The sequence below is a fragment of the Pseudomonas violetae genome (assembly GCF_023072615.1).
Classification (GTDB): Bacteria; Pseudomonadota; Gammaproteobacteria; order Pseudomonadales; family Pseudomonadaceae; genus Aquipseudomonas; species Aquipseudomonas violetae.
Genome location: NZ_JAKNRW010000042.1, coordinates 22507 through 45530, shown reverse-complemented (window position 1 = coordinate 45530; position 23024 = coordinate 22507). Strand labels below are relative to the sequence as shown.

The window sequence follows — 23024 nt, the reverse complement described above, 5'->3', positions numbered from 1 at the left end:
CCCGCCGCACCGGGATGCCGAGGGACGCCGCCGAGTCGACTCCGAACGTGAACGCGTCCAACGCGCGTCGGTGCCACAGGCACACCGCCAGGCCAAGCAGCGCCACCGGCACCGCTAACCACACCGACGGCCAGCGCACGCCACTGAGATTGCCCAGCAGCCAGAACAGGATGCCGCGAGCCTGCTCGGAACTGGCGGACTTGGTGATCAGGAACGCCGTCAGCGCGTTGAACAACTGCGACCCGGCAATCCCCGCCAGAATGATCTGCCCGGTGCCGCTGGCTGACCCGCTGACCCGCGCCAGCAAAATCACCAGGACAAAAGCCGCGACGGCCCCGGCAAACGCGCCGACGGACAACGAAATGGCCCCGGCACCTAATCCCAGCAGCGCCACCAGAACCGCCCCGGTGGAAGCCCCCGCGGAAATACCCAGCAGGTAGGGATCGGCCAGTGGGTTGCGCAGCAGCGACTGCAGGATCACCCCACAGGTTGCCAGGCCTGCGCCGCAAGCCGCAGCCACCAGGGCGCGGGTCAGGCGGTAGTTCCAGACGATGCCTTCGTCGATTGGGTCGAGCACGTGGCCGGCCGCCCACAACTTGTTGGCCAGGACCTGGAACACCACACCCGGCTCGATCGGCGTTTCACCAATGGCCACGCCGGCGATCACCGCCAGTAACAGTGTGACAAAGGCCAGCAACGTGCGAATCATCGTCCCGGTCATTGCGGCAGGTCGTAGCCGTTGATGGCGCTGGCCAGTGTTTCCAGGCCATCGAACATCCGCAGGCTGGCCTGCATCGCCATGGCGTCGAGGATGATGATGCGATTGTTTTTCACCGCGTCCATGTTGCGCGTCACCGGATCACTGCGCAGGAACGCCAGTTTTTTTTCGTGGTCGTCGGCGGGGAATCGGCGACGATCCATGCGGGCAATCACCAGGAAGGTCGGGTTGGCCTTGGCGATGGTTTCCCAGCCCACCGTTGGCCATTCTTCGTCGGACTGCACCACGTTGCGCACGCCCAGGGTGTTGAGCATGAAATCGGGAATGCCCTTGTGGCCGGCGACATAGGGGTCGATGTCCAGGCTGGCGCTGGAGAACCAGAACAGCGCGCTGGTGTGCTTGAGGTTCTTGCCCTGCACCAGGGCAATGGACTTCGCCAGGCTGGCCTTGAGCTCGGCGGTCAGCTGCTGGCCACGGTCCTGCACATCGAAGATTTCAGCCAGCTGGCTGACGCTCTTGTACAGACTGTCGATGCGAAACGCTTCCAGCCGAGTGCCGTCGGCCCCCACCAGGTTGTCCTTGGCTTCGCAGTCGGAGGGCATCAGGTAGGTCGCGATGTTCAGTTCGTGAAACTGTTCGCGGGTGCCGACCGCGCCTTGCGGCCCGACCATCCACTCCAGCTCGACTGCAACCAGCTGCGGACGCTTGCCGATCACCGCCTCGAAGCTCGGCTCGTTATCAGCCAGGCGTTCGATCTTGTCGTTCTCGGTCTTGTAGCGGCCCAGTACGTCGTTAAACCACAGCGAGGTGCCGACCAGACGGTCGCTCAAGCCCATGGCATAGAGCATTTCCGTGCCGGCCTGGCCGATGGTCACGGCGCGGCTCGGCGCCTGCTGGAACGTCAGGGTGCTGCCGCAGTTTTCCAAGGTCAGGGGGTATTGAGTCGGTGCCGCCTGGGCGAGGGCACACAAAGCCAGGCCCGTGCAGAGGGTGGCGAAGCGGGGCAGCAGCATGGGGCAATCTCCAGTAAAACCGTACACGGAGCAGAGGTCTACGGTCTGGAAACACATCATCGAACACTGCCGCAAAACGCAGTGCATTGCTGATCACCAAGGTGACCCGCGCGCCAAGGATGTCCTTCCCGGACACCCCGCCGGTTAGTGATTTGCTTGGCCGGCAGGTCTCCTGACTGGTGCGTCATCACCTGGCTCCGGCCTTCCCGGGAGCGATCCCAGTGGCAGTCGTGGAGCAGGCTCAGCACCTACAGTTGCGGGGGCAGTTCCGTTTGATGCTGCGCGAGCATCACGGATTCCCTATTAATCCCATGTGGAAACCGGCGGCGGCATGGTAGTCGATCAGGCCGCCCTTGGGGAACCCGCGTGATTCTTCACCCCTTCATGTGCGCTTAAAAACGCTCATCCAGGATCGCCGGCAGCGTGATCTCCTTGACGAAACTGGCCGACGACAAACTCAGGGCCATGCGCACCACCTGCACCACGTCGTGCACCGGGATCAATTGACCAGCGCCGCGCTGTTCGGCCACGGACCGGCAGGTATTGAAGTCGTCTTCGGTATTCAGGTAGCCGAGGTTCAGGCAGGTCACGCCCAGACGCTGCTCGCGGTAGCCTTCGCGCAACGCATCGGCCATTCCGCGCAGGGCAAACTTGGAGGCGCCGAACGCCACTTCCGGGCGACCACTGCGGGGCAGGCCGGAAGTCGATCCCGTCAGGATGACCCTCGGGTTGGCGCTTTTGAGCAGCACCGGCAGCAAGCGTTTGATCAGCACTATGGGCGAGGTGATGTTGCAGTTGACGATGGCCTGCAGTTGATCATCGTCGTCGGCGAGAAAGGCGTAGGCGGGGTCGAACGCCAAGGTTTCCCAGATGCCGAGGTTGTAGATCAGTGTGTCCAGCCCGCCCTCGGCCACGGCCTGTTCGAGGGTCATGGCCGCCGTGGCGGGATCAGCAAGATCGGCCTCCACCCAGCGTACCTGCACCCCTGCCTGGGGCTTGATGTGGTCGGGACGCGTGCGGGAAACGCCGATCAGCGTGTCGTGCGCCTGACCGAGACCTTCGATCAGGGCTTTGCCAAGACCTTTGCTTGCGCCCACCACCATGGTTTTCATCATTGGTCTCCTTGACCGCAATGCTACGAGGAGGGGTATGCAAGCAAATGATCAGCGGTTTGGCAACCGGTTTGCCCGCCGATCCGGCGCAAGCCCGCACTCGGTATCAGTGCAGACACGCCACCTGCCGGCGTTCCCCCATCGGCGACAGGCCAAAGTAGCGGCTGTAGCACTTGGAGAAATGCGCCGGCGAAACGAAGCCGCACGCCAGGGCGATGTCCCGTACCTGGGACTCGCTGCGCAGCAGCAACTGCCGGGCCCGGGACAGGCGCAGTTCCAGATAGTACTGACTGGGCGTGCGTTTGAGGTGCTTGTGAAACAGGCGTTCCAGTTGCCGCACCGACACCTCGTTCAATTGTGCCAGTTCCTCCAGCCCCAGCGGCTCCTCGATGTTGGCTTCCATGATCGCCACTATCTGGCTGAGCCTGGGCTGGGAGGTGCCGAGTTTCTGCCGCAACGGTACGCGCTGGCGTTCCTGGGCGCCTCGCGCGCGATCACACAACAGCAACTCCGCGGCATGGGCGGCGATGTCCCGGCCGCCCGGTTCCCGGGCGATCAACTGCAACGTCATGTCCATGGCCGCGACTCCGCCGGAGCAGGTGTAGCGGTCGCGATCGAGTTCGAACAGCTGGTTGGAAATGACGATTCCGGGAAAGCGCTCGGTCAGCGCCTCGTAATCTTCCCAATGGATGGTGCAGCGGTAACCCTTGAGCAGGTCGGCCCGGGCCAGCAAGTGGCTGCCGGTGCAGATACCGCCCAGGGGTACCTGCAAATGCGCCAGTTTGCGCAGCCAGGTGAGCAACGGCCGGCTGCTGTGATTGGACACTATCGGGTTCGAGCCCACTACGAACAACATGTCGAGTTTTGGTGCGTCCTCTGTCGAGTAGTCGGGCAGGATGCGCATGCCGTTGCTGGCGGTCACCGGCTCCATGCTGGCGGCGATGATCAGGGTGCGGTACATCGGCTGGCGCGCGGCCATGTTGGCCATGCGCAAGGTTTCCACGGCTGAGGCGAAGCCGATGGTGGTGAAGTTCTGGATGACCAGAAAACCCACGGTTTTCACTGGCCGTTGTTCGTAGGCAGACATGGGCCTTATCCTCTTGTTCTTATGGGTTCCAGCGTTTTTGACGAATAAAAAAACCGGCCAGCTTCGTGGTGAGAAAGCGGCCGGAAAGAGGTGAGCTGGGTGGCGCTGGACGCGGCTGAGCGTCAGGCGTTGCGGGTTTCAGCAGGTACCGGCGCGGTGCGTTTTCTGGAGTTGAAGATCGCGCCCATGCACACGATGGACAGGGTCAGCGCCCCGGTTGCCAGCACTTCCATGCGGTGTTGCGGCAGGATCAGCATGACGGTCAGGATGCTCAGGATGCACAGGATGCACAGGATGCACAGGATCACCAGGTAGCTGAGCCAAGGGTAGAACCACATTTTGAACACGATCGGTTGTCCCGAAGCGTTCATCCTCCTGCGCAGTACCAACTGCGATACGGCAATTGCCAGGTACACCAGCAACGCCACGGCGCCGGAACTGGCCAGGAGGAAAGCGAACACCTCGTTGGGCGCAAAGTAATTGAGTGCCGTGGTCAGGAACCCCACTGCGGTACTTGCCAGCACGGCGATGTAAGGTACGCCGGAGCCTGAGGTTTTCTGCAGGATGCGCGGCCCGTCGCCTCGTTTGCTCAGGGAGTAGACCATGCGCGAGGCGGTATAGATGGCGGAGTTCAGGCAGCTGGCGACGGCAATCAGCACCACGATGTCGACGATCATTTTCGCGTGGGGAATGTTCATCAGCTCCAGCGCTCGCTGGTATGAGCCCACTGTCACCAGCATCGGGTCATTCCAGGGCACGATGGAGATGATCAGGAACACCGAGACGATGTAGAAAATCCCCATCCGCCAGACCACCGAGTTGGTTGCACGAGTGATCTGTTTTGAAGGGTTCTGCGATTCGGCTGCGGCAATGGTGACGATCTCGGTGCCCATGAAGCTGAACACCGTGGTGAGCATCGCGCCGATGACAGCGGTCCAGCCATTGGGCATGAAACCGCCGAACTCCTTGCTCAACTGAGCCACTCCGCTGACGCTGGTATCGGGCAGCCCACCCGCCAGGGCTAGGGCGCCTAGGGCGATAAACCCGAGTACAGCGATGACTTTGAGCATGGCGAACCAGAACTCGAACTCGCCATAGCGCGCCACGCTGAACAGGTTGGTCACGGTCAGCAGGCCGGTGACGGCGATGGCGAACTCCCAGGTCTGGATGGACGGAAACCAGGCGTGCAGGATGGCGGCGGCAGCGATGGCTTCGATGGGAATCACCAGCACCCAGAACCACCAGTAGAGCCAGCCAATGGTAAAGCCGGCGCTGCGGCCCATGGCGCGTTCGGCGTAGGTTGAAAACGACCCGGTGTCGGGGGAGGCCACGGCCATTTCCCCGAGCATGCGCATCACCAGCACCACCAGGGTGCCGGACAATATATACGCCAGGATCGCCGCAGGCCCGGCCGACGCGATGGCGTGGCCCGAGCCTATGAAGAGGCCGGCGCCAATGGCTCCGGCGATGGACAACATGGTGACGTGACGCTGCTTGAGGCCTGGCGCCAGAGTTGAGGAGCTGGACATGAGACTTACCCTGTTTTTGTTGTATTTGAGAGGGTGAAGCGTTAACCGCGGTGTTTCCTGGTCGGGCACGTCCGTGCGCTGTTCAAGTCATTCAATCAAAGGCTTCGCGCACCGCTGCACTGATTCCGGACACGCAGACGTCGAGGATCAACTGACCTTTTTCGCGACTGGAGCCCTTGGGCGAAGACAGCGTGCCGCATGCCGGCGTGCGCTCCGGGATGATCGGGAAAACGTCATAGGGCGGAAAGGTCGCGGGGGGATGATCCACCGCGCGGTCGAGGTCGACCTTGTCCGGGTGCAGGGCCAACATCAGTGAAGTTTCGAAGACGCCGCCGTGTTCGATGTCCCAGCCGAGGAAGCCATCGGGATACAGCTTGGCGAGGACCGCCGGGTCGTTGACGAAGTCCCAGTAGGACAACACCACCACCTTGAAATCGGTGATGCCGCCGTAGCGCAGTTCGCGCAGTGCCAGGTCGATCCCCTCGACGATGAACATCGAGTTTTCAAAGTGCCCGTTCATCATGACCAGCTTGCGCGCACCGTGGCGGGCCAGTTCGCGAATGATGTCCTGCACGGTGTGGGTCAGGGTTGCGCCATCGAGGCTGGTGGTGCCGGGAAAGTGATTGCCGCCACCGGATTTCTGCTGGGACTTGTAGCCGTACGCCAGTGCGGGCAGCACCAGGCCACTGACGTTGTGCGCCACGGCCTTGCAGATTGCGGTGGGCAGCAGTACGTCGACCTCCATGCACATGTGGTGTCCGTGCTGCTCCAGGGCGCCCACGGGCAGGAAGATCGGGCAGCCGGTCGCGACTTTCGCCGCGTATTCCGGCCAGGTGAGTTCTCCAATGACGACGCTGTTGTTCATCTGTACACCCATGTAAGTAATTGACCCATAGGTCATTTTCAGGCCGTGGCGGGTAGATCGATTCGATCAGATCGGCTCGTGGCCGATTTGTCCAAATCCGACCCGTAATTGGCAATACAGCCGCATGCATGCCATTGAGCCGGCCACAGGTCGGGTCTTGTCAATTACAGGTCGGGCGTACACAAAAAACACTGATGGCGATCTGCTGCAATGCTGCCAGCCAGCCAAGGATGCGTGGGGTTGGCCGCGACAGGAATGAGGCACTTCCAGCACCCGGGGAACCATGACCATGAACAAGCGCATCGACCTTTCACGTCGTACCTTCCTCAAGACCACCAGCATCCTCGCCGGCACTGCGGCACTCTCCGGTTTATTGCCTTTGAGAAGCTTCGCCGCTGCGGAAAAAGAACTGGTCATCCTGGCGTGGGCCGGGCACGCCGAGCCGGACATCGTCGCCGATTTCGAACGCCAGTACGGGGTCAAGGTGCGAGCCAAATACTACACCGGCGGGGACAACATGCTGGGGCTGATCGCCCAATCGCCCCCCGGCACCTTTGACCTGATCCTTTCCGACGCGGAATACGTGCAGCAACTCAACGCCGCTGAATACATCGAGCAACTCGACCCGGCGGATTACCCCTTCGATGATTTCTATCCCGAGTTCCAGCATTTTCCCGGGCACTGGCAAGGCGACAAGCTGTATTCCGTGCTGATCCGCTTCGGCTTCCTGGGCATTGCCTACAACACGCAACTGGTGCCCGAAGCCAAGGTGCAGAGCTATGACGTGTTCTGGGACGAAAGCCTCAAGGGCAAGGTCGGGCACTTCGACTGGCACTTGCCCAATCTGGGACAGATCAGCCTGTTCAACGGCAATGCCCGGCCCTACGACATCGACGCTGCGCATTGGCAGAGCGTGCAGCAGAAGCTCATGAGCCTGCGCCCGCAGATTGGCGGTTTCTTCGATTACGGTGGCACCTTTTCCTCGCTGAAAAACGGCCAGGTGCATGCCATGTGTGGCATCGGCGACTGGATCACAGGGGTCCTGCAGCGCGCCGGTGCCCCGGTGAAAACCGTGCTGCCCAAGGAGGGCGGCCTGCAATGGACGGAGTCCTACTGCATCGCCAGAAAAGCCCACAGCCCGGACCTGGCGAAGAAGTTCATACAGTACATCACCTCACCGCAAGGTCAGGTCAAGTCGGCAAAAATGGCCGCGTACCCGGCCCTGATTCCAAGCAAGAAGGGCTGGGAGTTGCTCAACCAGACTGATCTCGCTGAAGCCAGGCGCCAGGGCATGGTGCTGGGACAGCGCAACGTCATGGATGACCTCCGCGACGGCCGCATCAAGTACCGCGAGTTGCCGGTGCAGCAGAGCCTGGAAGACTGGAACGACTTCTGGTCGCAATACAAGGGCGCCTGACAACAGGTGTGGAGGAGGTGGCAATGATTTCAGACAAGTTGAAGACTTCACCGCCAGTACTGTCCAGCAGCGCACCCGCCCAGCGCCAGCGCACCGCCCGCAAGGCCCTGCGCGTGCCCTGGTTCGGGCTATGCTTGTCGATGCCGATCCTGATCTGGCAACTGATTTTTTTTGTGTTCCCCCTGGCCTTCCTGGTGGCGATCAGCTTCTGGATGGTGCGCAATTTCCGCATGGTGCCGACCTTCGAATGGCTGAACTGGAGCTACATGTTCAGCCGCGGATTCTTCTGGGATGCCTATGTGCACACCCTGGGCATGGCGGCGGGCGCTACCGTGCTGGTCAGCCTGGTAGCGTTTCCGTGCGCCTATACCATTGCCTTCAAGTTTCGTGATTCCGCCAGGCAGTTGCTGGTGCTGTTGCTGATCACGCCGTTCTTCACCAGCTATCTAGTGCGCACGTATTCGTGGCAGGTGTTCCTGAGCGACAACGGCATTCTCAACGCAGCGCTCGGGCTGCTCGGCATCGGCTCGGTGGGTATGTTGAACACCACGTTCGGCACCTATGTCGGCTACTTCACCCTGTGCCTGCCCCTGGTGGTGCTGCTGCAACTGTTCAGCCTGATGTACATCGATCGGTCGTTGATCGAGGCCGCGCACAACCTCGGCAGCGGGCGTTGGCGCACGGTCTGGCTGGTGGTCATACCGTCGGCGCGGATCGGCATCGTCGTGGCGGCGCTGTTCTGTTTCATCCTGACTTTCGGTGATTTTGTCAGCCCGCTGTACCTGGGCGGCGGTCAGCCACCGACCCTGAGTACGCTGATCACCGACACCACCAAGTCCGGCCAGCAATGGCCTCGGGCAGCGGTGATTGCGACGGTCATGATCATCACGCTGCTGATCAGCGCCTTCGCTGCGGTTCGCTTTGCTTATCGGAGACGCGCATGAACGAACATCGCCTGATCAACTTCGTGCTGCGCAGCTTTGTCGTGCTGGTGTTCATTTTCATCTTCACGCCGATTGCCGGCAGCTTCGTTTTTTCCTTCAACATCGACCGTTTTCCGTCTCTGCCCCTGGGTGGTTTCAGCCTGCATTGGTACCAGGTGATCGCCACAGATCCGGCAGTCTGGCAGGCGTTCAGGAACAGTCTGCTGGTGGGTGTGGTGGTGTCATTGGTCTCGACGCTGCTGGGTTTCACGGCCGCCTACACCGACTTTCGCTACCAGTTTTTCGGCAAGCCGATCTACATGGCGCTCGCCACGCTGCCGCCGACCATTCCGGTGGTGATCATGGGCCTGGCGATGCTGGCGTTCCTTTCCCGGGTCGGCCTGTCGGGTGAGATTTATGCGGTGATGATCAGCCATGTCGTGATGTGCACGCCGTTCGCCATGGCGGTGATCCGCATGCGCCTGGCGCAGATGGACCCCAACATCGAGGCGGCGGCGTGGAACCTGGGGGCCAACCAGTGGAAGGCCATGCGCTACGTGATCCTGCCGTTCACCGCGCCGAGCATCTTCGCCGCGCTGTTCGTGACCATGGCGGTGTCCTTCGACGAGTTCGCGGTGGCCTGGTTCGTCTCGGGGCTGAACGAGACCGTTCCGGTGCGCATCCTCAACACCTTGCAAGGCCAGGTGAGCCCGACCATCAACGCCATTGGCACGATCGTCTTCATCACCACCATGAGCCTGGTCATTTTTGCGCAACTGCTGTTGATGCGTCGGCGCAGCGCCTGATCACGGCGAGCGCCCCTACAACCCTCCAATCCGAAGGAATGCGCCATGACTCAACCGCTGGTGGTATTTGACAACGTGGTCAAGCATTTTGGCAGCTACCAGGCTGTCGAGCGCCTCAACCTGGAGATCTACAAAGGCGAATTCGTCGCCATCATGGGCTCCAGCGGTTGCGGCAAGACCACGACGCTGCGCATGCTCGCCGGGCTCGAAAAACCGAGCGAAGGCGAAATCCGCCTGAACGGCGAACGCATCAATGACCTGTACTCCTGGCAGCGCGAGACGCCACTGGTGTGGCAGAACCTGGCGTTGTTTCCTTTTTTGAATGTGCTGGAAAACGTCGAATTCGGCCTGCGCATGCGCGGCATGGCCAAGGCGCAACGGCGCAAGAAGGCATTGCACTGGCTTGAGCGGCTGGACCTGGCGGAATTCGCCACACGGGACATCAGCCTTCTGTCCGGCGGCCAGCGCCAGCGGGTGGCGCTGGCCCGCTCACTGGTGACGGAACCGCCGATGCTGCTGCTTGACGAGCCCCTGAGTGCGCTCGATGCGCACCTGAGTGTGCGCATGCAGGGGGTGCTGACCGGCCTGCAAAAAGACCTGGGTATCACCTTTGTCTACGTTACCCACAGTCAGTCCGAGGCCTTTGCGATGGCGGATCGGGTGGTGATCATGAGCCGTGGCCGGGTGGAGCAGATAGGCACGCCGCAAGCGGTGTTTCTCGAGCCGCACAATCGTTTTGTGGCCGAGTTCGTTGGGGGCAAGAACATCTTCCCCGGAACGGTTGCCGGCTTCGACGACAGCGGCCTGATCCGGCTGGATTCAGCGCAGGGTAGCTTCGTGGCGCGATTGCCGCAGGGCAAGTCGGTGAGTGCGGGGGAGGCGGTCACGGTCTGTGTCAGCGCCGAGCATATCGAGCTGACCATGCAGCCGGTGCGACACAATCGGCTGGCGTGCACCGTTGTCGGGGAGGAGTTCATTGGCTCAATGGTCAACGTGTATCTCGAAGCCAGCGGTGACCTGGAGCTGAAGGTCCAGAAAACCCATGCCGATTACAACCGGCTGGGGGTAAATTGCGGGCAGCGCTTGTATGCCGAATGGGAAGGTGTGCATGCGCTGATTTTGCGAGATGGAGGCGCGCCAGTAATGGCGGCTTGATATTAACCTTCGCAGTCGCTATAGGCGCTGACGAGTACAACGAGGCTGCGATCTTTTGATCCAGCCTCTGGACTACTAGGGGAGGTACCTCCTGACACGAGAAGGGAAAAAGGGAGGCTTTCTTCAGGCCTCCCTTTTGTTTGTGTCACGCAGGTGTTCAATTTCCATCGGCCACGTTGCGCTCTATTTCGTCGACTTTTTTCTGCAGCTCTTCGGCGTCCTGCTCTTTGGTACGGATTGAAGAGGGCGTGATGACTTCATCGACGGCCCTGGTATCGTCGTCCCTGTCCGCCAGATCCCTCTGGACCACATTCACCGGCTTGCCGGACGAATCCGTAGGTGGCGCATTGGATGTCACGGGTGATTTGCCATCATTTATACGCTTATCATTGTTCATATTGCATACCTCCATTGGCTTTCATATTGGATGCAACGGTGCCGCTCGAGTTCGAGATTTTTCATTCGCGGTGACCGCCGGACTCCAACTCGGTCATGACGGTGCCGCCTCGGTCCAGTCCAGCTTTGCCGACTCGCGCCAGCGCACTTGGGCGACGCCATATTTTTCCGCCTGGGGCCTGGATACCAACTTCAGCGGCGGCCTTCCGGGTTTGGGAATGGGCGCTATGCCGGCATCACAACTTGCCCAATGCCAGGCGTCGCGATTGCTCATCACTGTTGCCCGGATGATGAACGACCTCGGCTCCCCGTGGAGCAGGTATTCAATGATGTAGAGACCGGTGCTATTCATGAGGACCCTCCTTATGCTCATAGACAAAGGAGTGGTGGTGTCAGAAAAAATTCAAAGCAATTTCCCGGTGGCGTTAAGCTCTTATTTTCAGGAAAAAAATTGCACTTTTAGTGGTCTGATGATTCCCGTCCACCCCGCTCAGCTGCAGGTCAACTTCACTGCCTTGGCGGCGCGTTCCAGCTCCTGTTTGACTTCGCCCGGTATTCGCTGCTTGCGAAGGGTTTGCTCCAGGAATGCCTGGTTGCCCCGACCGTCGACCTCGGCATCGATGGCGGCGTCCTGCGCACCGATGGCAGTGGCGTGGGACTCCATCACGGAGTCAATCTCGACATCGCTCTTTGCGGCATCCAGGGCGCCGACGAGTTTTGCCACGTCCTCTTCCTCGGCCTTGGCGTAGGCGTCCACCGACATTCCCGCCGCCAATGCCCGGGCGCGCACTTCGACACCTTTCAACGCCTCCCTGGCTTCAACGCAGCGTAATTCCTGGGTGTGGTTTTGCACATCGCGCCACTGCCACAGTGAATACGTCAGCGTGCCGACCATCGCCAGCGTGATACCGCTTATCAGGATCGGCTGCATGACTGGATTCTCGAACTGTTGCAAAAGGGCGTGCTATTTCTTTACGGGAAGCATTCACAGCGTAGCACCGGGGAACGAGAATCAGCGGTTCGAGTATCTTTGCAGGCACCGCCATTGCGCTTTATCAACGCGCCCCATAACGTATTCGTTTTCGGCACACAGCAGGTCGACCATTGATCGAAAGACGCCAGTTCAGCGCAGGGTTGAAGGGCAAGAACCTTCGTTACCTGAATGACAACTCCAGCGCGACACCTCAGGTGGTGCGCAGCGGTTTCCTGCTGCTCGAGAATTTCTCGCTACCGGCCTTTACGCAAGTGCTGGATACCCTCATCACCGCCAATTTGCTGCGCCCCGGGGTGTTTGCCACGCGTACCTTCGGCTTGAGCGACGGCGAGGTGATCAGCGATCTGGGATTGGTCATTCGCCCGGATGCGCGTCTCGACTGTTCAGCCATCAAGGGGCTGGATCTGCTGGTGGTTTGTGGTGGTTATCGAACCGAGCTCAAGGCCAATGAAGCGTTCATCGCTCTGCTCAAGACGGCAGCGGAGCAGGGTGTGATGCTCGCTGGCTTGTGGAACGGTGCCTGGTTCCTCGGCAAGGCGGGTCTGCTCGACGACTATCGCTGCGCCATTCATCCGGAACACCGCCCGGCGCTCGCGGAGATTTCCCGGGCGACCCAGGTCAGCAGTGAACCTTATGTGATCGATCGCGACCGGCTTACCGCGTCCAGTCCTTCGGGTGCCTTCCATATGGCCCTGGACTGGATAAAGAGTCTTTACGACAAAGCCCTGGTCGAGGGCGTCGAGGACATCTTGGCATTCGAGGAATCGCGTTACCGGCGGATCAAACCAGCGGAGAACATCTGTGTCAGCGCCCCGTTGCGCGAGGTGGTGAAGCTCATGGACGCCAATCTTGAAGAGCCACTGGAGCTGGAGCAACTGGCTGTCTACGCCGGCCGTTCACGGCGGCAACTCGAGCGCCTGTTCAAAGAGCAACTGGGCACCACGCCACAACGCTATTACCTGGAACTTCGCATTACCGAGGCGCGGCGGCTGCTGCAGCACACCGAGTTGTCCCAGGTAGAGGTCTTGGTGGCCTGCGGGTTTGTCTCACCGAGTCATTTCAGCAAGTGCTACAGCGCCTACTTCGGCTACCGGCCGTCCAAGGAAAAGCGCTTGGTCAAGTAGCGCTGGAGCACCGGGCGATCTGATCACCCCGGATTGGTAACCCGCGCGGTCCGGATGAACAGGGCGCGCAATTTTTCCCAGAAATTGCCCCCGAGCACGAAGAAGCTGGCAATCAGCATGGCATCGCCCAGCGCCTGCAGTTGCCAAAGATTGGGCCGCAGGCCCGGCCAAATGTTGTCGACATAGGGTTCGAGAAAAGCCGAAATCAGCGGCACGCAGAACATGACGATGCCGATTCGGTGGCGCCAGGGGCCCACTTCTGTATCCATGCTGGGCGCCATAGAGGTCATGTAGCCGAACAGGCTGCGCTTGAGTTGCTGGAATCCGGACTTGCCCATGATCGCGATGACCAGGATCAGCAGCACCTTGTTACTGATGAATAACACACCGGTCAAGGCGGCGACCCTGGAACCGGGAACGCCGGTTGCGGCCAGCACGGGCACCAGCAACCAGGAGCCCGCCATCAAGCAGATAATGCCTATGCCCAGCTTGAATCGCCAACCCGCCGAATGGGGTGCCGCACTGCCCGGTACGGAGATCATGGTTTTCACCTCAATTTGGCGGAGCCGGTCACGTGCGTCCTCACCTTGAAAAAGCGTAGCACCTGGCACTCTATAGTGACCGTTGACATTCGGTTTCTGTGGCTATGCTTGACTGACCGTCGCATCGGAAGACATCCATGCTCTCAAGTGCAACACTGCTCCTACGCCCGCGGAAACTGCTGCTCCTTGGCATGCTCGGCCTGGGCGGCTGCGTGCGTCTGGGGCCGGATTTCCAGGCGCCGGGCGAAGCATGGAGCCGGCATTGGAGCAGCCCGTCCCTGGAACAGGCCAGCCATCGCGCACAGAGCCCGGACATCCGTGAGTGGTGGCAGGTCTTCAACGATCCACTGCTTGATCGCCTGATGGCTGATGCGGACGCGAGCAACGCAGATCTTAAAATCGCCGGGCTGCGGGTCATGGAAGCCCGGGCGCGGTTGGGGATTGCCGAAAGCGGGCGTTATCCGCAGTTGCAGCAAGTCAGTGCCGACAGCCTGTACTTCAACCGTCGGCAATCCGGTGGCAGCAATCCGCAGGATAACCACTTCTGGCAGCACAGCGTGGGTTTCGATGTGGGGTGGGAGCTCGACTTCTGGGGGCGTTTCAGCCGTGCGATCGAGTCGTCCGACGCCAGTTATTTCGCTACGCGTGCCAACTATGAAGACGTGCTGGTGCTGCTGCGCGCACAAGTGGCGGACACCTACTTTGCATTGCGCACCACCGAGGCTCGGTTACGGGTGGCAAAAGAAAATGCCCGGCAGCAACAGCGCAATTTCGAGATAACCGAGAAGCTGTTCAATAGCGGGCAGAATGCCGAGCTGGATTTACAACAGGCCCGGACCCAATACCTGGGCACCCTCAGCACCATCCCCAGTCTTGAGGACCAGTTGCAACGGACCCGCAATGCCCTGGCTGTGCTGATCGGCCAGCCACCCGGCGGCATGCCGCAGTTGGCGGCGAGTGACGGACTGATTCCGTTGGTGGACCGTGCGGTGTTGCAGGATGTGCCCGCCAGCCTGCTGCTGCGTCGCCCCGACGTGCGTGCCGCCGAGCTCAACGTGGCTGCGCAGTCGGCGCTGATCGGCGTGGCCGAGAGCGATTTCTACCCCTCGTTGACCTTGCTCGGCAGTATCGTCTGGTCCACCGACTCACTGGATGGCACCTCGCGCAGCCTGGACCTGATCGGTGGTCCGAGCCTGCGCTGGAATGTGTTCGACCATGGCCAGATCAGCAATAACGTGCGAGTGCAGGATGCGCGTTTACAGCAGCTGATCGAAGCCTATCGCGACAAGGTTCGCCAAGCGGCAAGGGAAGCCGATGATGCGGCTGGCGGCCTGATCAAATCCCTTGAACGAGAACGCATCCTGGGCACGGCCGAGGTCGCCGCCAAGCGTTCGCTGGTGCTGGCCAGCGCGCAATACCGCGAAGGATATTCGGACTTTCAGCGAGTGCTGGATGCGCAGCGGGCGCTGTTGGAGCAACAGGACAATTACCTGGTGGCCCGCAGCAATGCCTTGAGCAATGTTATCGCCTTGTATAAGGCCTTGGGTGGTGGCTGGTACAGCGCCCAGCCAATGGTTGATGCCGCCACCCGCCGGCAGATGGAACAGCGTACCGACTGGGGCGATCTGCTGGACGAGCCTGCGGTTGGCCAGCCTGCCTTTCCCCAACCTGACGAGGTCGATACCCATGAGTGACGATATCCCGATCTCGTCCGAAACGCCCCCGCCCCCTGCTGCTGATCCAAGCCGCAGAGGTCTCAAGTGGGTGTTGCTGTTGATTGTCCTGAGCCTGGCCTGGTACCTGCTGGCAGATCGCTTAACGCCCTATACGCAGCAGGCACGGGTCGGGGCCTTTGTGATTCCGGTGGCGGCGGAAGTGGCGGGGCGGGTCATTGGAGTCAACGTGCGCAACAACCAGGAGGTGAAGGCCGGCGAGGTGCTGTTCGAGGTCGACCCCCAGCCGTATCAGATTGCCGTGGATCGGGCGCGGGCCGATCTTGAGTCGACCCGGAGGCAGATCGGCGCCGGCACTGCGGGCATTGCCGCCGCGCAGGCCAATCTGCGTGCGGCCCAGGCCAACGAACTCAAGGCGCGCCAGGACAATCAGCGCCTTGAAGGCTTATATCGGGACGATCCGGGGACCATCTCGGTGCGCCTGCTGGAAGTTTCCCGGGCCAATCGCGAACAGGCCGTGAGCCAGGTCGCCGCAGCGCGCGCCGAAGTCCAGCGTGCCCGGGAACAGGAGGGCGGCAGCGAGGACGAGAACGCGACCCTGCGCAGTGCGGCTACCGCGTTATCGAAAGCTGAACTGGACCTGGCCAACACCCAGGTGCGCGCACGTTCATCTGGGTTGGTCACGGACCTGCGCACCGACGCCGGCCAGTTCGCCGCTGCCGGTGGCCCGGTGATGACCCTGATCGCGATCCACGACGTGTGGGTCAGCGCCGACATGACCGAGAACAATCTGGGCCTGGTCCAGATCGATACGCCGGTGGCGATCGTGCTGGATGCGCTGCCGGGAGAGGTGTTCGAGGGGCGCGTGCGCAGCGTGGGGTACGGGGTCAGCGTCGGTCAGGCGCCGGCACCCGGGACCTTGCCCAGCGTGCAGAACAGCCGTGACTGGTTGCGCCCGGCGCAGCGCTTTCCGGTAATCATCGAGTTTTCCCGGGAAGCGACTGAGTACTTACGCGACAGTCGCGCGATCCGTGCCGGGGGCCAGGCTGAAGTCATGGCTTTCCCTGTAGAGGGCAATCCGCTGAATCCCCTCGGTCGTCTTTTCCTCGGGTTCATGAGCTGGCTGTCGTATGTCTACTGAATCCATCATCAGGGCTCGGCGTGCGCTGCGCTTGGCCTCAGGCACCGCGCTGTGCCTGGGCGCGAGTTTTGGCCTGGGATTGCCGATCCCCTTTGTAGCGCCGGTGCTGGCAGTGTTGCTGCTGGCGACGCTCAATCGGCCGCTGCCATTCAAGGCGACACTGGTGCTGGCGCTGGCGGCGTTGCTGACTACCGGTAGCGGCCTGCTGTTGATTCCGCTCTTGCGTTACTACCCGCTCAGCGGCGTGCTGTTGATTGGCCTCAGTCTGTTTCTGGTGTTCCGTTTCGGGCTGCGCGGTGGCAACGCGCTTATTGTCACGTTCCTGGTGATCGGCCTGACCATGATTTCGTCTGCTGGCGTTGCCGACTTCGGTCTGGCGGCGATGGTCATTGGTGCGCTAGTCAAAGGCTTACTGCTGGCTGTACTGGCGGTGGCATGCAGTCATTGGCTATTCCCAGAACCGGCGGATGCGCCCCCAGCGCCGAGCGCGCCGGCCATGCCATCTGAGGAGACCGGGCGGGTGGCGCTGCGAGCCACGCTGATCGTCTTGCCGACCTTCTTGCTGGCGTTGATCGATCCGGCCAGTTACCTGCCGATCATTCTCAAGGCCGTCGGCCTGGGCCAGCAGAGCTCGACCGCCAGCACCCACAGTGCCGGCCGGGAACTGGTCGGCTCGACCTTGCTCGGCGGGCTGCTGGCGATCCTGTTCTGGTGTGCGCTGAGCCTGTTCGTGCACCTGTGGATGTTTTTCCTGTGGACGCTGCTGTTCGGCCTGGTGCTGGCGCGCAAGCTCTACCGCCTCAGTCCCACTCGTCTGAGCCCGGGTTTCTGGCTCAACAGCCTGATCACGATGATCATTCTGTTGGGCCAGTCGGTGCAGGACAGCGTGGCCGGTAAAGACGTCTACACGGCGTTCGCCATACGCATGGGACTTTTCCTCGCCGTGACGCTGTATGCCTGCCTGATGGTCAATGTGCTCGAACAACGCCGGTCGCTACCGGTCACCCCGATGGCCCTGTAGGAGCGAGCTTGCTCGCGAAAACCGCAAGGGCGCCGCGTGCATTCAGGTTGCCCGCGTCATCGTTAACGACCATCGCGAGCGAGCTCGCTTCTACAACGCAGGCGTTCGCGGCGGGATCATGCGCTTCGAACCGGTGGACTCGAACGCACTAGCCAGGCGTAGCAGCGACGAATCGTCATAGGCGCGACCGGCAAAGGTCAGGCCGACCGGCATGCCGATGTCCGGCATCACGCCCATCGGGACCGTGACCGTAGGAACGCCCAGGTGGCGGATGGCGAGGTTGCCGTTGGCGACCCAGACGCCGTTACTCCAGGCGATGTCTGCGGAATGGGGATCAACATCGGCGTTTGCCGGGGCCACGTCAGCGACTGTCGGAAACAGCACTGCGTCCAGGCCCAGACGATCCATCCAGTCTTCAAGGTCGATGCGTCGTGTCTGTTCCAGTCCGCGCAGGCCGTCGGGCACCGTGGTGATCTGGTCCCAAGGCGTGATGCCGCGCTCGGCCATGCGCACGTACTCGTCCATGCCCGCCCCCAGGTCACCTTCGCGGTTGGGCAGGGTGCCCGGGTCGTGGGGGAAAATCAGCGGGCCGTCGACGTCGACCAGGCGGTTCAGCTTTGGATCCGCGTTGGCCTGCAGGAAATCATCGAACGCCCAGGCCGTCAGGTCCCAGAGTTCATGGTGCAGAAACTCCTTCGACACCAGGCCACGGGTGAACACCGTCGGCGCACCGGGACGATCACCTTCGCAATTGGACACCAGCGGGAAATCCACTTCGATCACTTCGGCGCCTGCCGCTTCCAAGGCCTGGCGCGCCTGTTGCCAAAGCCCGATCACCGAGTCGCGGGTGATGATGCGCTGGCCCGTCGGCCCGCCGATGCCGGGCGCTTCAGCTGTGCCGGCCTCCGGGTCGGCATTGATGTACATGCGCGGCACGCCGAGGCGTTTCCCGGCCAGTGCATCAGCCTTCGCTGCCAGCTCTGGATAGCTCGCGGGACGCACCGAGGCCACGCTCGGAATCGGGACCCAGGGCTGCATGCGCCATAGATCGCCACGGGTGTCGGGATCTTCCGCGACCACCACGTCGAGCACTTCGAGTAGATCCGCCATGGTCCGGGCGAAGGGCACGACCACATCCATGGTCGGCGTCAGCGGCCAGTTCCCGCGCACCGAGATCACCCCGCGCGAAGGCGTGTAGGCACACAAGCCGTTGTTCGATGCCGGCCCCCGCCCACTCGACCAGGTTTCTTCCGCCAACCCGAATGCGGCGAAACTGGCCGCCGTTGCAGTACCCGCGCCATTGGAGGAACCCGATGCAAAAGGCGCAGTGAGATAAGCGGCGTTGTACGGGCTTTCCGCACGGCCATAAACCCCGCGTTGCATACCACCATTGGCCATGGGCGGCATATTGGTCTTGCCCAGGCAGATCGCACCGGCTCCACGCAGGCGCTCGATGGTGAACGCATCACGATAGGCCACGAGGTCGACGAAGGCCGGGCTGCCGGAGGCGGCCGTCAGCCCCTTGACCAGATAACTGTCCTTGGCGGTATAGGCAATGCCATCGAGCGGGCCGAGGGTCTGGCCCTTGGCGCGGCGCTCATCGGATGCCTGCGCTTCGGCGAGGGCTTCAGGGTTACGTACCACCACTGCATTGAGCGCGGTAGGCGTGTCGCGCCCGTCATAGGCATCGACCCTGGCGAGATAAGCCTGGACCAATTCGACGGCCGTGGTCTGGCCCGATTCGAGCGCGGCCCGCAGTTGGGCAATGGAAACTTCAGTGACCTCGATCATGCGGCTACCCCTGACGTTGGCTGGATGATGCGATGGCGCAAACCATCACGTTGAATCCTGAACTTGGGGTCATCACATTTCTCAACTTGGGTGTTCATATAAAATCTCATTGCACTGCGTTGCGCGACAGGGCCAGAGCTTATCGGCCGAGCGCCTATTTTGCACCAGCGCGGGCGCACCTGAATCAAAAAACTACCCGGTTACGCCCCGATTCCTTGGCTTTATATAGCTGCTGATCGGCACGCTTGATCAGCGAGGTAGTGCTGGTATCGGACAAAGTGGCTAAACCGACGCCAATACTCACCGTCACGCGCCCGACCGAGGCAAACGTCGCTTCGGCGACTGCTGCGCGGATCTTTTCGGCGACGATGTCAGGGCTTTCCGGCGCCTCTACCTCCGGCAACAGCACGGCAAATTCCTCGCCGCCGTAACGGGCCACGAAGTCGGTGGCGCGGGTGGTGTCCTTGATCAGGCCCGACAGCTGATGCAGCACTTCATCGCCAACTGCATGGCCATGGGTATCGTTGATGCGCTTGAAGTGATCGGCGTCGATCAGCAGCAGGGCAAACGGTCGTCCAGAGCGCTGGTACAGTAGGCTTGACTCGACCAGCTTCTCGTCAAAGCGGCGGCGATTGTAGACGCCGGTCAGTGCATCATGGGTCGCCAGTTTCAACAGTTCGGCATTGGCCTGGGTGAGGGCGGCGGTTCGATGGGCGACCGTGGCCTCAAGCGACGCGTTGGCATCGCGCAGTTCGCTTTCCTTGTCCAGCAACGACTGGGTCATGCCCTGGATGGACTGGCCAAGCTGCGCAATCTCGCGCACCGAATTGTCCGCCGGGAAGGTGACATCCGGCTGGCGGTCATGGACCTGTTTGGCCCAGCGCGCCAGCTGTTCGATGGGTCGGCTGAGGTATTGGGCGAAATAGTACGCCACCAGCCCGAACACTAGCGCGGCCAGAACGCCCAGTACCAGCAACTTGTAAAACAGCAGCCGCGCCGGCTGCAACGCTACATCCAGCGGTTGCCGGAACGCGATGTACCACGACAGTCCGGCGTTAGCCGGCGTTGGCACTGCGACTACGCGGGTGAGGTAAGCCGCACCCGCCGACCAGTCCGGCCCACTGTTGTCGTTCTGCCGGGTCAGCAGCTCGGCGGGCACTTGTTGCCCCATGGACTGCTCCGGGTACAGCACCCGGCCGTCGTGATCGACGATCAGCGCCTCGACCTGACTCATGCCTTTGCGCACCACGGCCGACTCGACAATCCGCGTCACCCAGCTCCAGTGCGCATGTGCGCCCAGCACGCCAATCACCTGGCCCTGGGCATTGTGAATGGGGGCGGCAAAATCGATGAAGCGCAGCGGCTCGCCTGTGGAATTGGCCGGTAGCAGCTTGGCCAGCAACAGCGCTTCATGGGGATCACCCGTGTAGGGCGCGCGCAACCCGGCCTGGAACCAGGGACGCTCTTTGACCGACTGATTGACCAGCAGCCCGTTGACCGCCTGGCGCACCCGGCCGTCTGCATCCGCCACGCCCATCCAGGCGTATTCGGCGCGCGACTGCGAGCGCAGCAGCATCGACAACAGAATGTCCGGGTCATCGAGATTACCGCGTTCCAGATGGGGCGCGCGGCTTAGCAGATAGACTTCAAGTTGCCGTTCCTGCAGTTGCACGCCCAGTAACGATGCTGCGGATTTGGCCGTATTGAGCAAGGCATTGCCGCTGGCCTGCTGGATTTGCCGGGTGGCAATCTGACCCACATAAAAGCCGACGCTGACCAACGTGAGCAGCGACAACCCGGCAAACCAGAGTGTCAGATGGCTACGCAGGCTTGCTTTGAACATGGTGGATCTCTGCAGGTTTGAAGTGCCCGCATGGTATGCGTAAAAACCCGCTGACTACCAGTCGGGTTGAAACACTGCGTCGCAATTCCATCTCGCAGCCGGGCGCCAGCGCCGATTTTTTTCAGTGCAATCCGGCATCACCGCACTATGGATGCTCACGGCCATGAGCGACTGCAGCCAATTGCCCGGTATCGACCCGTACGAACACCGAATCGCCAACCGCCGTCAGTACTCCAGCGGCATACACCTCGCAGATCACCCGGGTCTTGCGACCAACATCGCCTTCGACTGTGGCGCGAAGGGTCAGCGGGACACCCATCGGGGTGGGCTTGATGAACTTGATGCCCAGGTTGCCGGTGACGCAGTCGATGCGCGGCAGGCTTTCGGCGCCGCGATTTTCGGCGCGGTAGTGATACGCCATGGCTGTCCAGTTCGAATGGCAGTCCACCAGCATGGCGATCAGCCCGCCGTAGACCAGGTCGGGCCAGCCGCAGTACCGGGCATCGGGCAAGTGCTCGGCCATGACATGAATGCCGTCTTCATGCCAAAAGCTTTTGATGTGCAAACCATGGGGGTTTTTGCCGCCACAGCCATAGCAGACGCCTTCTGGCGCGGCGCAGTCTTGCAGGGAAGTCTCGAGCATGGGGGGCCTTTTTTGTTTTGGGATGGCCAAGCGTATATCAATTAGCGGGGGATCTGGAGAGCGGTGGGGTATATCCGTTTGCGCCGTAACTGCGGGTAGGGTGCCTCCCTGTGAGGAAGCTTTGCTCCCACAGGTGCTCATTACAAACTCAGGCGAGATACACGATCAAAGTAGCGCAGCGCGGGAGCCCCCATAGCAAGGCCGCAGAAAGGGCACACCGTGTTTGGGCGAGGTGCAGATGGGTGGTGCAAGAGCGCTTTTGTTGCTTTCGCCTGGCCCGGCATTCCGGATTTTCGAAAGTGACCCGCTGTAAAGGCAGAACCGATGGGAGCCGTTACCGCGGGGTTGGGTATGTACAGGGTCAAAGAAACGAGATTGAAAGATCGCACCCTCGTTTCACTCGACAGCTCCTACGCAGCGACAGACTCAAGCCCGAGCCGCATCCGCAACCACTGGCCGCCCCGGCTTGCGCAGCGGATCCAGGCGCGATCCGGTGTACTGCGTCTCGCGGAAAAACCGCCAGCGCCCAAACAAGCCGTAAACGTGAGTCACGCGCCCCTGCTCGTGATACCCCATGCGAATGTGCAGCTTCAACGCCGGAATATTGTGCGTCTCACACACATCCACCACCTTGTCACAGCCCTGGGCAGCCATCGCATTCCAGATGTTGATCTGGGCATCAACCGACAGGCTGGTACCGAAATAGGCGCGGGTCATTTCACCGCCGAACTCGAAAAACTCTCCAGGCTTGACCGGAAACCAGCAGCCGTAATAGTGACTATCGTGATAGTCGCGCTTACTGCCCCAGATAAACGCAACAGCGTGGTCGTTGGCGTCCAGGTACATTTGCCCGGTGTGACCTTCGGCGGCGAGTTCTGCCATGGTCTCTACGCGATCACCAAAATGCTTACCGAACGCCTTGGCGTTCTCCGGTGTGATGCTGACCATCCGCAACCCCGAATAAGGGCGCAGTTTGTGCGGGGCGACAGGAGTGACCAGGTCGCGCTCCATCCATAGCAGCTCCCAATGGAAGAACACATAGCGTTCCCACAATGTCTTGAACGTACGGCCCAGACCCTTCTGTTTGATACGTGAGCGAAGCTTGTCAATGACGTTCATAAAGCCCTCTTTAGCCTGAGCCAGGATCATGTGGATGACGCTCAAATTGGGTATAGATCAACCCGTACAAATAATGTCAAAGCGCCAGCTTTGAATATGTTGCAAGTTATGT

The 23024-nt window shown here is 61.3% G+C and carries 22 protein-coding genes and 1 riboswitch; of the genes, 8 read left to right on the top strand and 14 right to left on the bottom strand.

All coding sequences use genetic code 11. The annotated features are described in order from the left end of the window. The 6 genes from L9059_RS27200 to L9059_RS27175 all read right to left on the bottom strand — a co-directional run. Positions 1–709: FecCD family ABC transporter permease (locus tag L9059_RS27200; RefSeq protein ID WP_247294012.1), on the bottom strand; the 709-nt coding region annotated here is incomplete at its 3' end. A gap of 8 nt (positions 710–717) precedes the next feature. Further along, positions 718–1731 carry an ABC transporter substrate-binding protein gene (locus L9059_RS27195; RefSeq protein ID WP_247294011.1) on the bottom strand — a complete coding sequence of 338 codons (1014 nt, stop codon included), beginning with the start codon at positions 1729–1731 and terminating at the stop codon, positions 718–720. 145 nt (positions 1732–1876) lie between these two features. Then, positions 1877–2071, bottom strand: a riboswitch (cobalamin riboswitch). Between the two features lie 52 nt (positions 2072–2123). After that, positions 2124–2843: an SDR family NAD(P)-dependent oxidoreductase gene (locus tag L9059_RS27190; RefSeq protein WP_247294014.1), complete on the bottom strand. Its 720-nt coding sequence runs from the start codon at positions 2841–2843 to the stop codon at positions 2124–2126. 106 nt (positions 2844–2949) lie between these two features. Continuing rightward, the gene (locus tag L9059_RS27185) at positions 2950–3930 is read right to left on the bottom strand and encodes a GlxA family transcriptional regulator (protein WP_247294010.1); all 981 of its coding nucleotides are present in this window, start codon (positions 3928–3930) and stop codon (positions 2950–2952) included. Between the two features lie 122 nt (positions 3931–4052). After that, positions 4053–5459 (bottom strand): GABA permease, encoded by a 1407-nt coding sequence (gabP, locus tag L9059_RS27180; protein WP_247294009.1) that lies wholly within the window; start codon positions 5457–5459, stop codon positions 4053–4055. Between the two features lie 91 nt (positions 5460–5550). Next, positions 5551–6324 carry a creatininase gene (locus L9059_RS27175; protein ID WP_247294008.1) on the bottom strand — a complete coding sequence of 258 codons (774 nt, stop codon included), beginning with the start codon at positions 6322–6324 and terminating at the stop codon, positions 5551–5553. Between the two features lie 289 nt (positions 6325–6613). Between L9059_RS27175 and L9059_RS27170 the strand changes: the two genes are divergently transcribed. Genes L9059_RS27170 through L9059_RS27155 form a run of 4 tightly spaced genes read left to right on the top strand, consistent with a single transcriptional unit; the run spans position 6614 to position 10625 of the window. Beyond that, on the top strand, positions 6614–7741 hold the full coding sequence (locus L9059_RS27170) for an extracellular solute-binding protein (RefSeq protein ID WP_247294007.1): 1128 nt from the start codon (positions 6614–6616) through the stop codon (positions 7739–7741). Positions 7742–7764: 23 nt separating this feature from the next. Further along, positions 7765–8685, top strand: coding sequence for an ABC transporter permease (locus L9059_RS27165; RefSeq protein WP_247294005.1), 921 nt, complete (start codon positions 7765–7767; stop codon positions 8683–8685). After that, entirely contained in the window at positions 8682–9470 is a 789-nt protein-coding gene (locus tag L9059_RS27160) for an ABC transporter permease (RefSeq protein ID WP_247294002.1), read from the top strand. The genes L9059_RS27165 and L9059_RS27160 overlap by 4 nt, the downstream gene beginning before the upstream one ends. A 45-nt stretch (positions 9471–9515) precedes the next feature. Continuing rightward, on the top strand, positions 9516–10625 hold the full coding sequence (locus L9059_RS27155; RefSeq protein ID WP_247294000.1) for an ABC transporter ATP-binding protein: 1110 nt from the start codon (positions 9516–9518) through the stop codon (positions 10623–10625). A gap of 157 nt (positions 10626–10782) precedes the next feature. On the opposite strand, the gene L9059_RS27150 is transcribed toward L9059_RS27155, so the two are convergent. From L9059_RS27150 to L9059_RS27140, 3 genes are all read right to left on the bottom strand, one after another. Next, positions 10783–11022 carry a hypothetical protein gene (locus L9059_RS27150; RefSeq protein ID WP_247293998.1) on the bottom strand — a complete coding sequence of 80 codons (240 nt, stop codon included), beginning with the start codon at positions 11020–11022 and terminating at the stop codon, positions 10783–10785. A 93-nt stretch (positions 11023–11115) separates the two neighbouring features. Next, positions 11116–11373 (bottom strand): DUF6555 family protein, encoded by a 258-nt coding sequence (locus tag L9059_RS27145; RefSeq protein WP_247293997.1) that lies wholly within the window; start codon positions 11371–11373, stop codon positions 11116–11118. 138 nt (positions 11374–11511) lie between these two features. Then, positions 11512–11952: a hypothetical protein gene (locus L9059_RS27140; protein ID WP_247293995.1), complete on the bottom strand. Its 441-nt coding sequence runs from the start codon at positions 11950–11952 to the stop codon at positions 11512–11514. A 173-nt stretch (positions 11953–12125) separates the two neighbouring features. Here L9059_RS27140 and L9059_RS27135 point away from each other — a divergent pair, with 173 nt between their 5' ends. Then, positions 12126–13139, top strand: a complete 1014-nt coding sequence (locus L9059_RS27135) for a GlxA family transcriptional regulator (RefSeq protein WP_247293993.1) — start codon at positions 12126–12128, stop codon at positions 13137–13139. Between the two features lie 23 nt (positions 13140–13162). Here the strand turns inward: L9059_RS27135 and L9059_RS27130 are convergent, their stop codons facing one another. Then, positions 13163–13681 (bottom strand): transporter suffix domain-containing protein, encoded by a 519-nt coding sequence (locus tag L9059_RS27130; RefSeq protein WP_247293992.1) that lies wholly within the window; start codon positions 13679–13681, stop codon positions 13163–13165. Positions 13682–13818: 137 nt separating this feature from the next. On the opposite strand from L9059_RS27130, the gene L9059_RS27125 reads away from it, so the two are divergent. The 3 genes from L9059_RS27125 to L9059_RS27115 are packed head-to-tail and all read left to right on the top strand — an operon-like array spanning position 13819 to position 17516. Beyond that, positions 13819–15375: a TolC family protein gene (locus tag L9059_RS27125; protein ID WP_247293991.1), complete on the top strand. Its 1557-nt coding sequence runs from the start codon at positions 13819–13821 to the stop codon at positions 15373–15375. Then, entirely contained in the window at positions 15368–16495 is a 1128-nt protein-coding gene (locus tag L9059_RS27120) for an HlyD family secretion protein (RefSeq protein WP_247293990.1), read from the top strand. The genes L9059_RS27125 and L9059_RS27120 overlap by 8 nt, the downstream gene beginning before the upstream one ends. Continuing rightward, positions 16485–17516 (top strand): DUF2955 domain-containing protein, encoded by a 1032-nt coding sequence (locus L9059_RS27115; protein WP_247293989.1) that lies wholly within the window; start codon positions 16485–16487, stop codon positions 17514–17516. The genes L9059_RS27120 and L9059_RS27115 overlap by 11 nt, the downstream gene beginning before the upstream one ends. A 90-nt stretch (positions 17517–17606) precedes the next feature. Here L9059_RS27115 and L9059_RS27105 read toward each other — a convergent pair whose 3' ends face one another. From L9059_RS27105 to L9059_RS27090, 4 genes are all read right to left on the bottom strand, one after another. Next, positions 17607–19307: an amidase gene (locus L9059_RS27105; protein WP_247293988.1), complete on the bottom strand. Its 1701-nt coding sequence runs from the start codon at positions 19305–19307 to the stop codon at positions 17607–17609. A 184-nt stretch (positions 19308–19491) separates the two neighbouring features. Next, positions 19492–21150 (bottom strand): sensor domain-containing diguanylate cyclase, encoded by a 1659-nt coding sequence (locus L9059_RS27100; RefSeq protein ID WP_247293987.1) that lies wholly within the window; start codon positions 21148–21150, stop codon positions 19492–19494. 145 nt (positions 21151–21295) lie between these two features. Continuing rightward, complete coding sequence (locus L9059_RS27095; protein WP_247293986.1) at positions 21296–21793, bottom strand: PaaI family thioesterase; 498 nt, start codon at positions 21791–21793, stop codon at positions 21296–21298. Positions 21794–22219: 426 nt separating this feature from the next. Next, on the bottom strand, positions 22220–22912 hold the full coding sequence (locus tag L9059_RS27090; RefSeq protein WP_247293985.1) for a GNAT family N-acetyltransferase: 693 nt from the start codon (positions 22910–22912) through the stop codon (positions 22220–22222). Positions 22913–23024 lie beyond the last annotated feature (112 nt).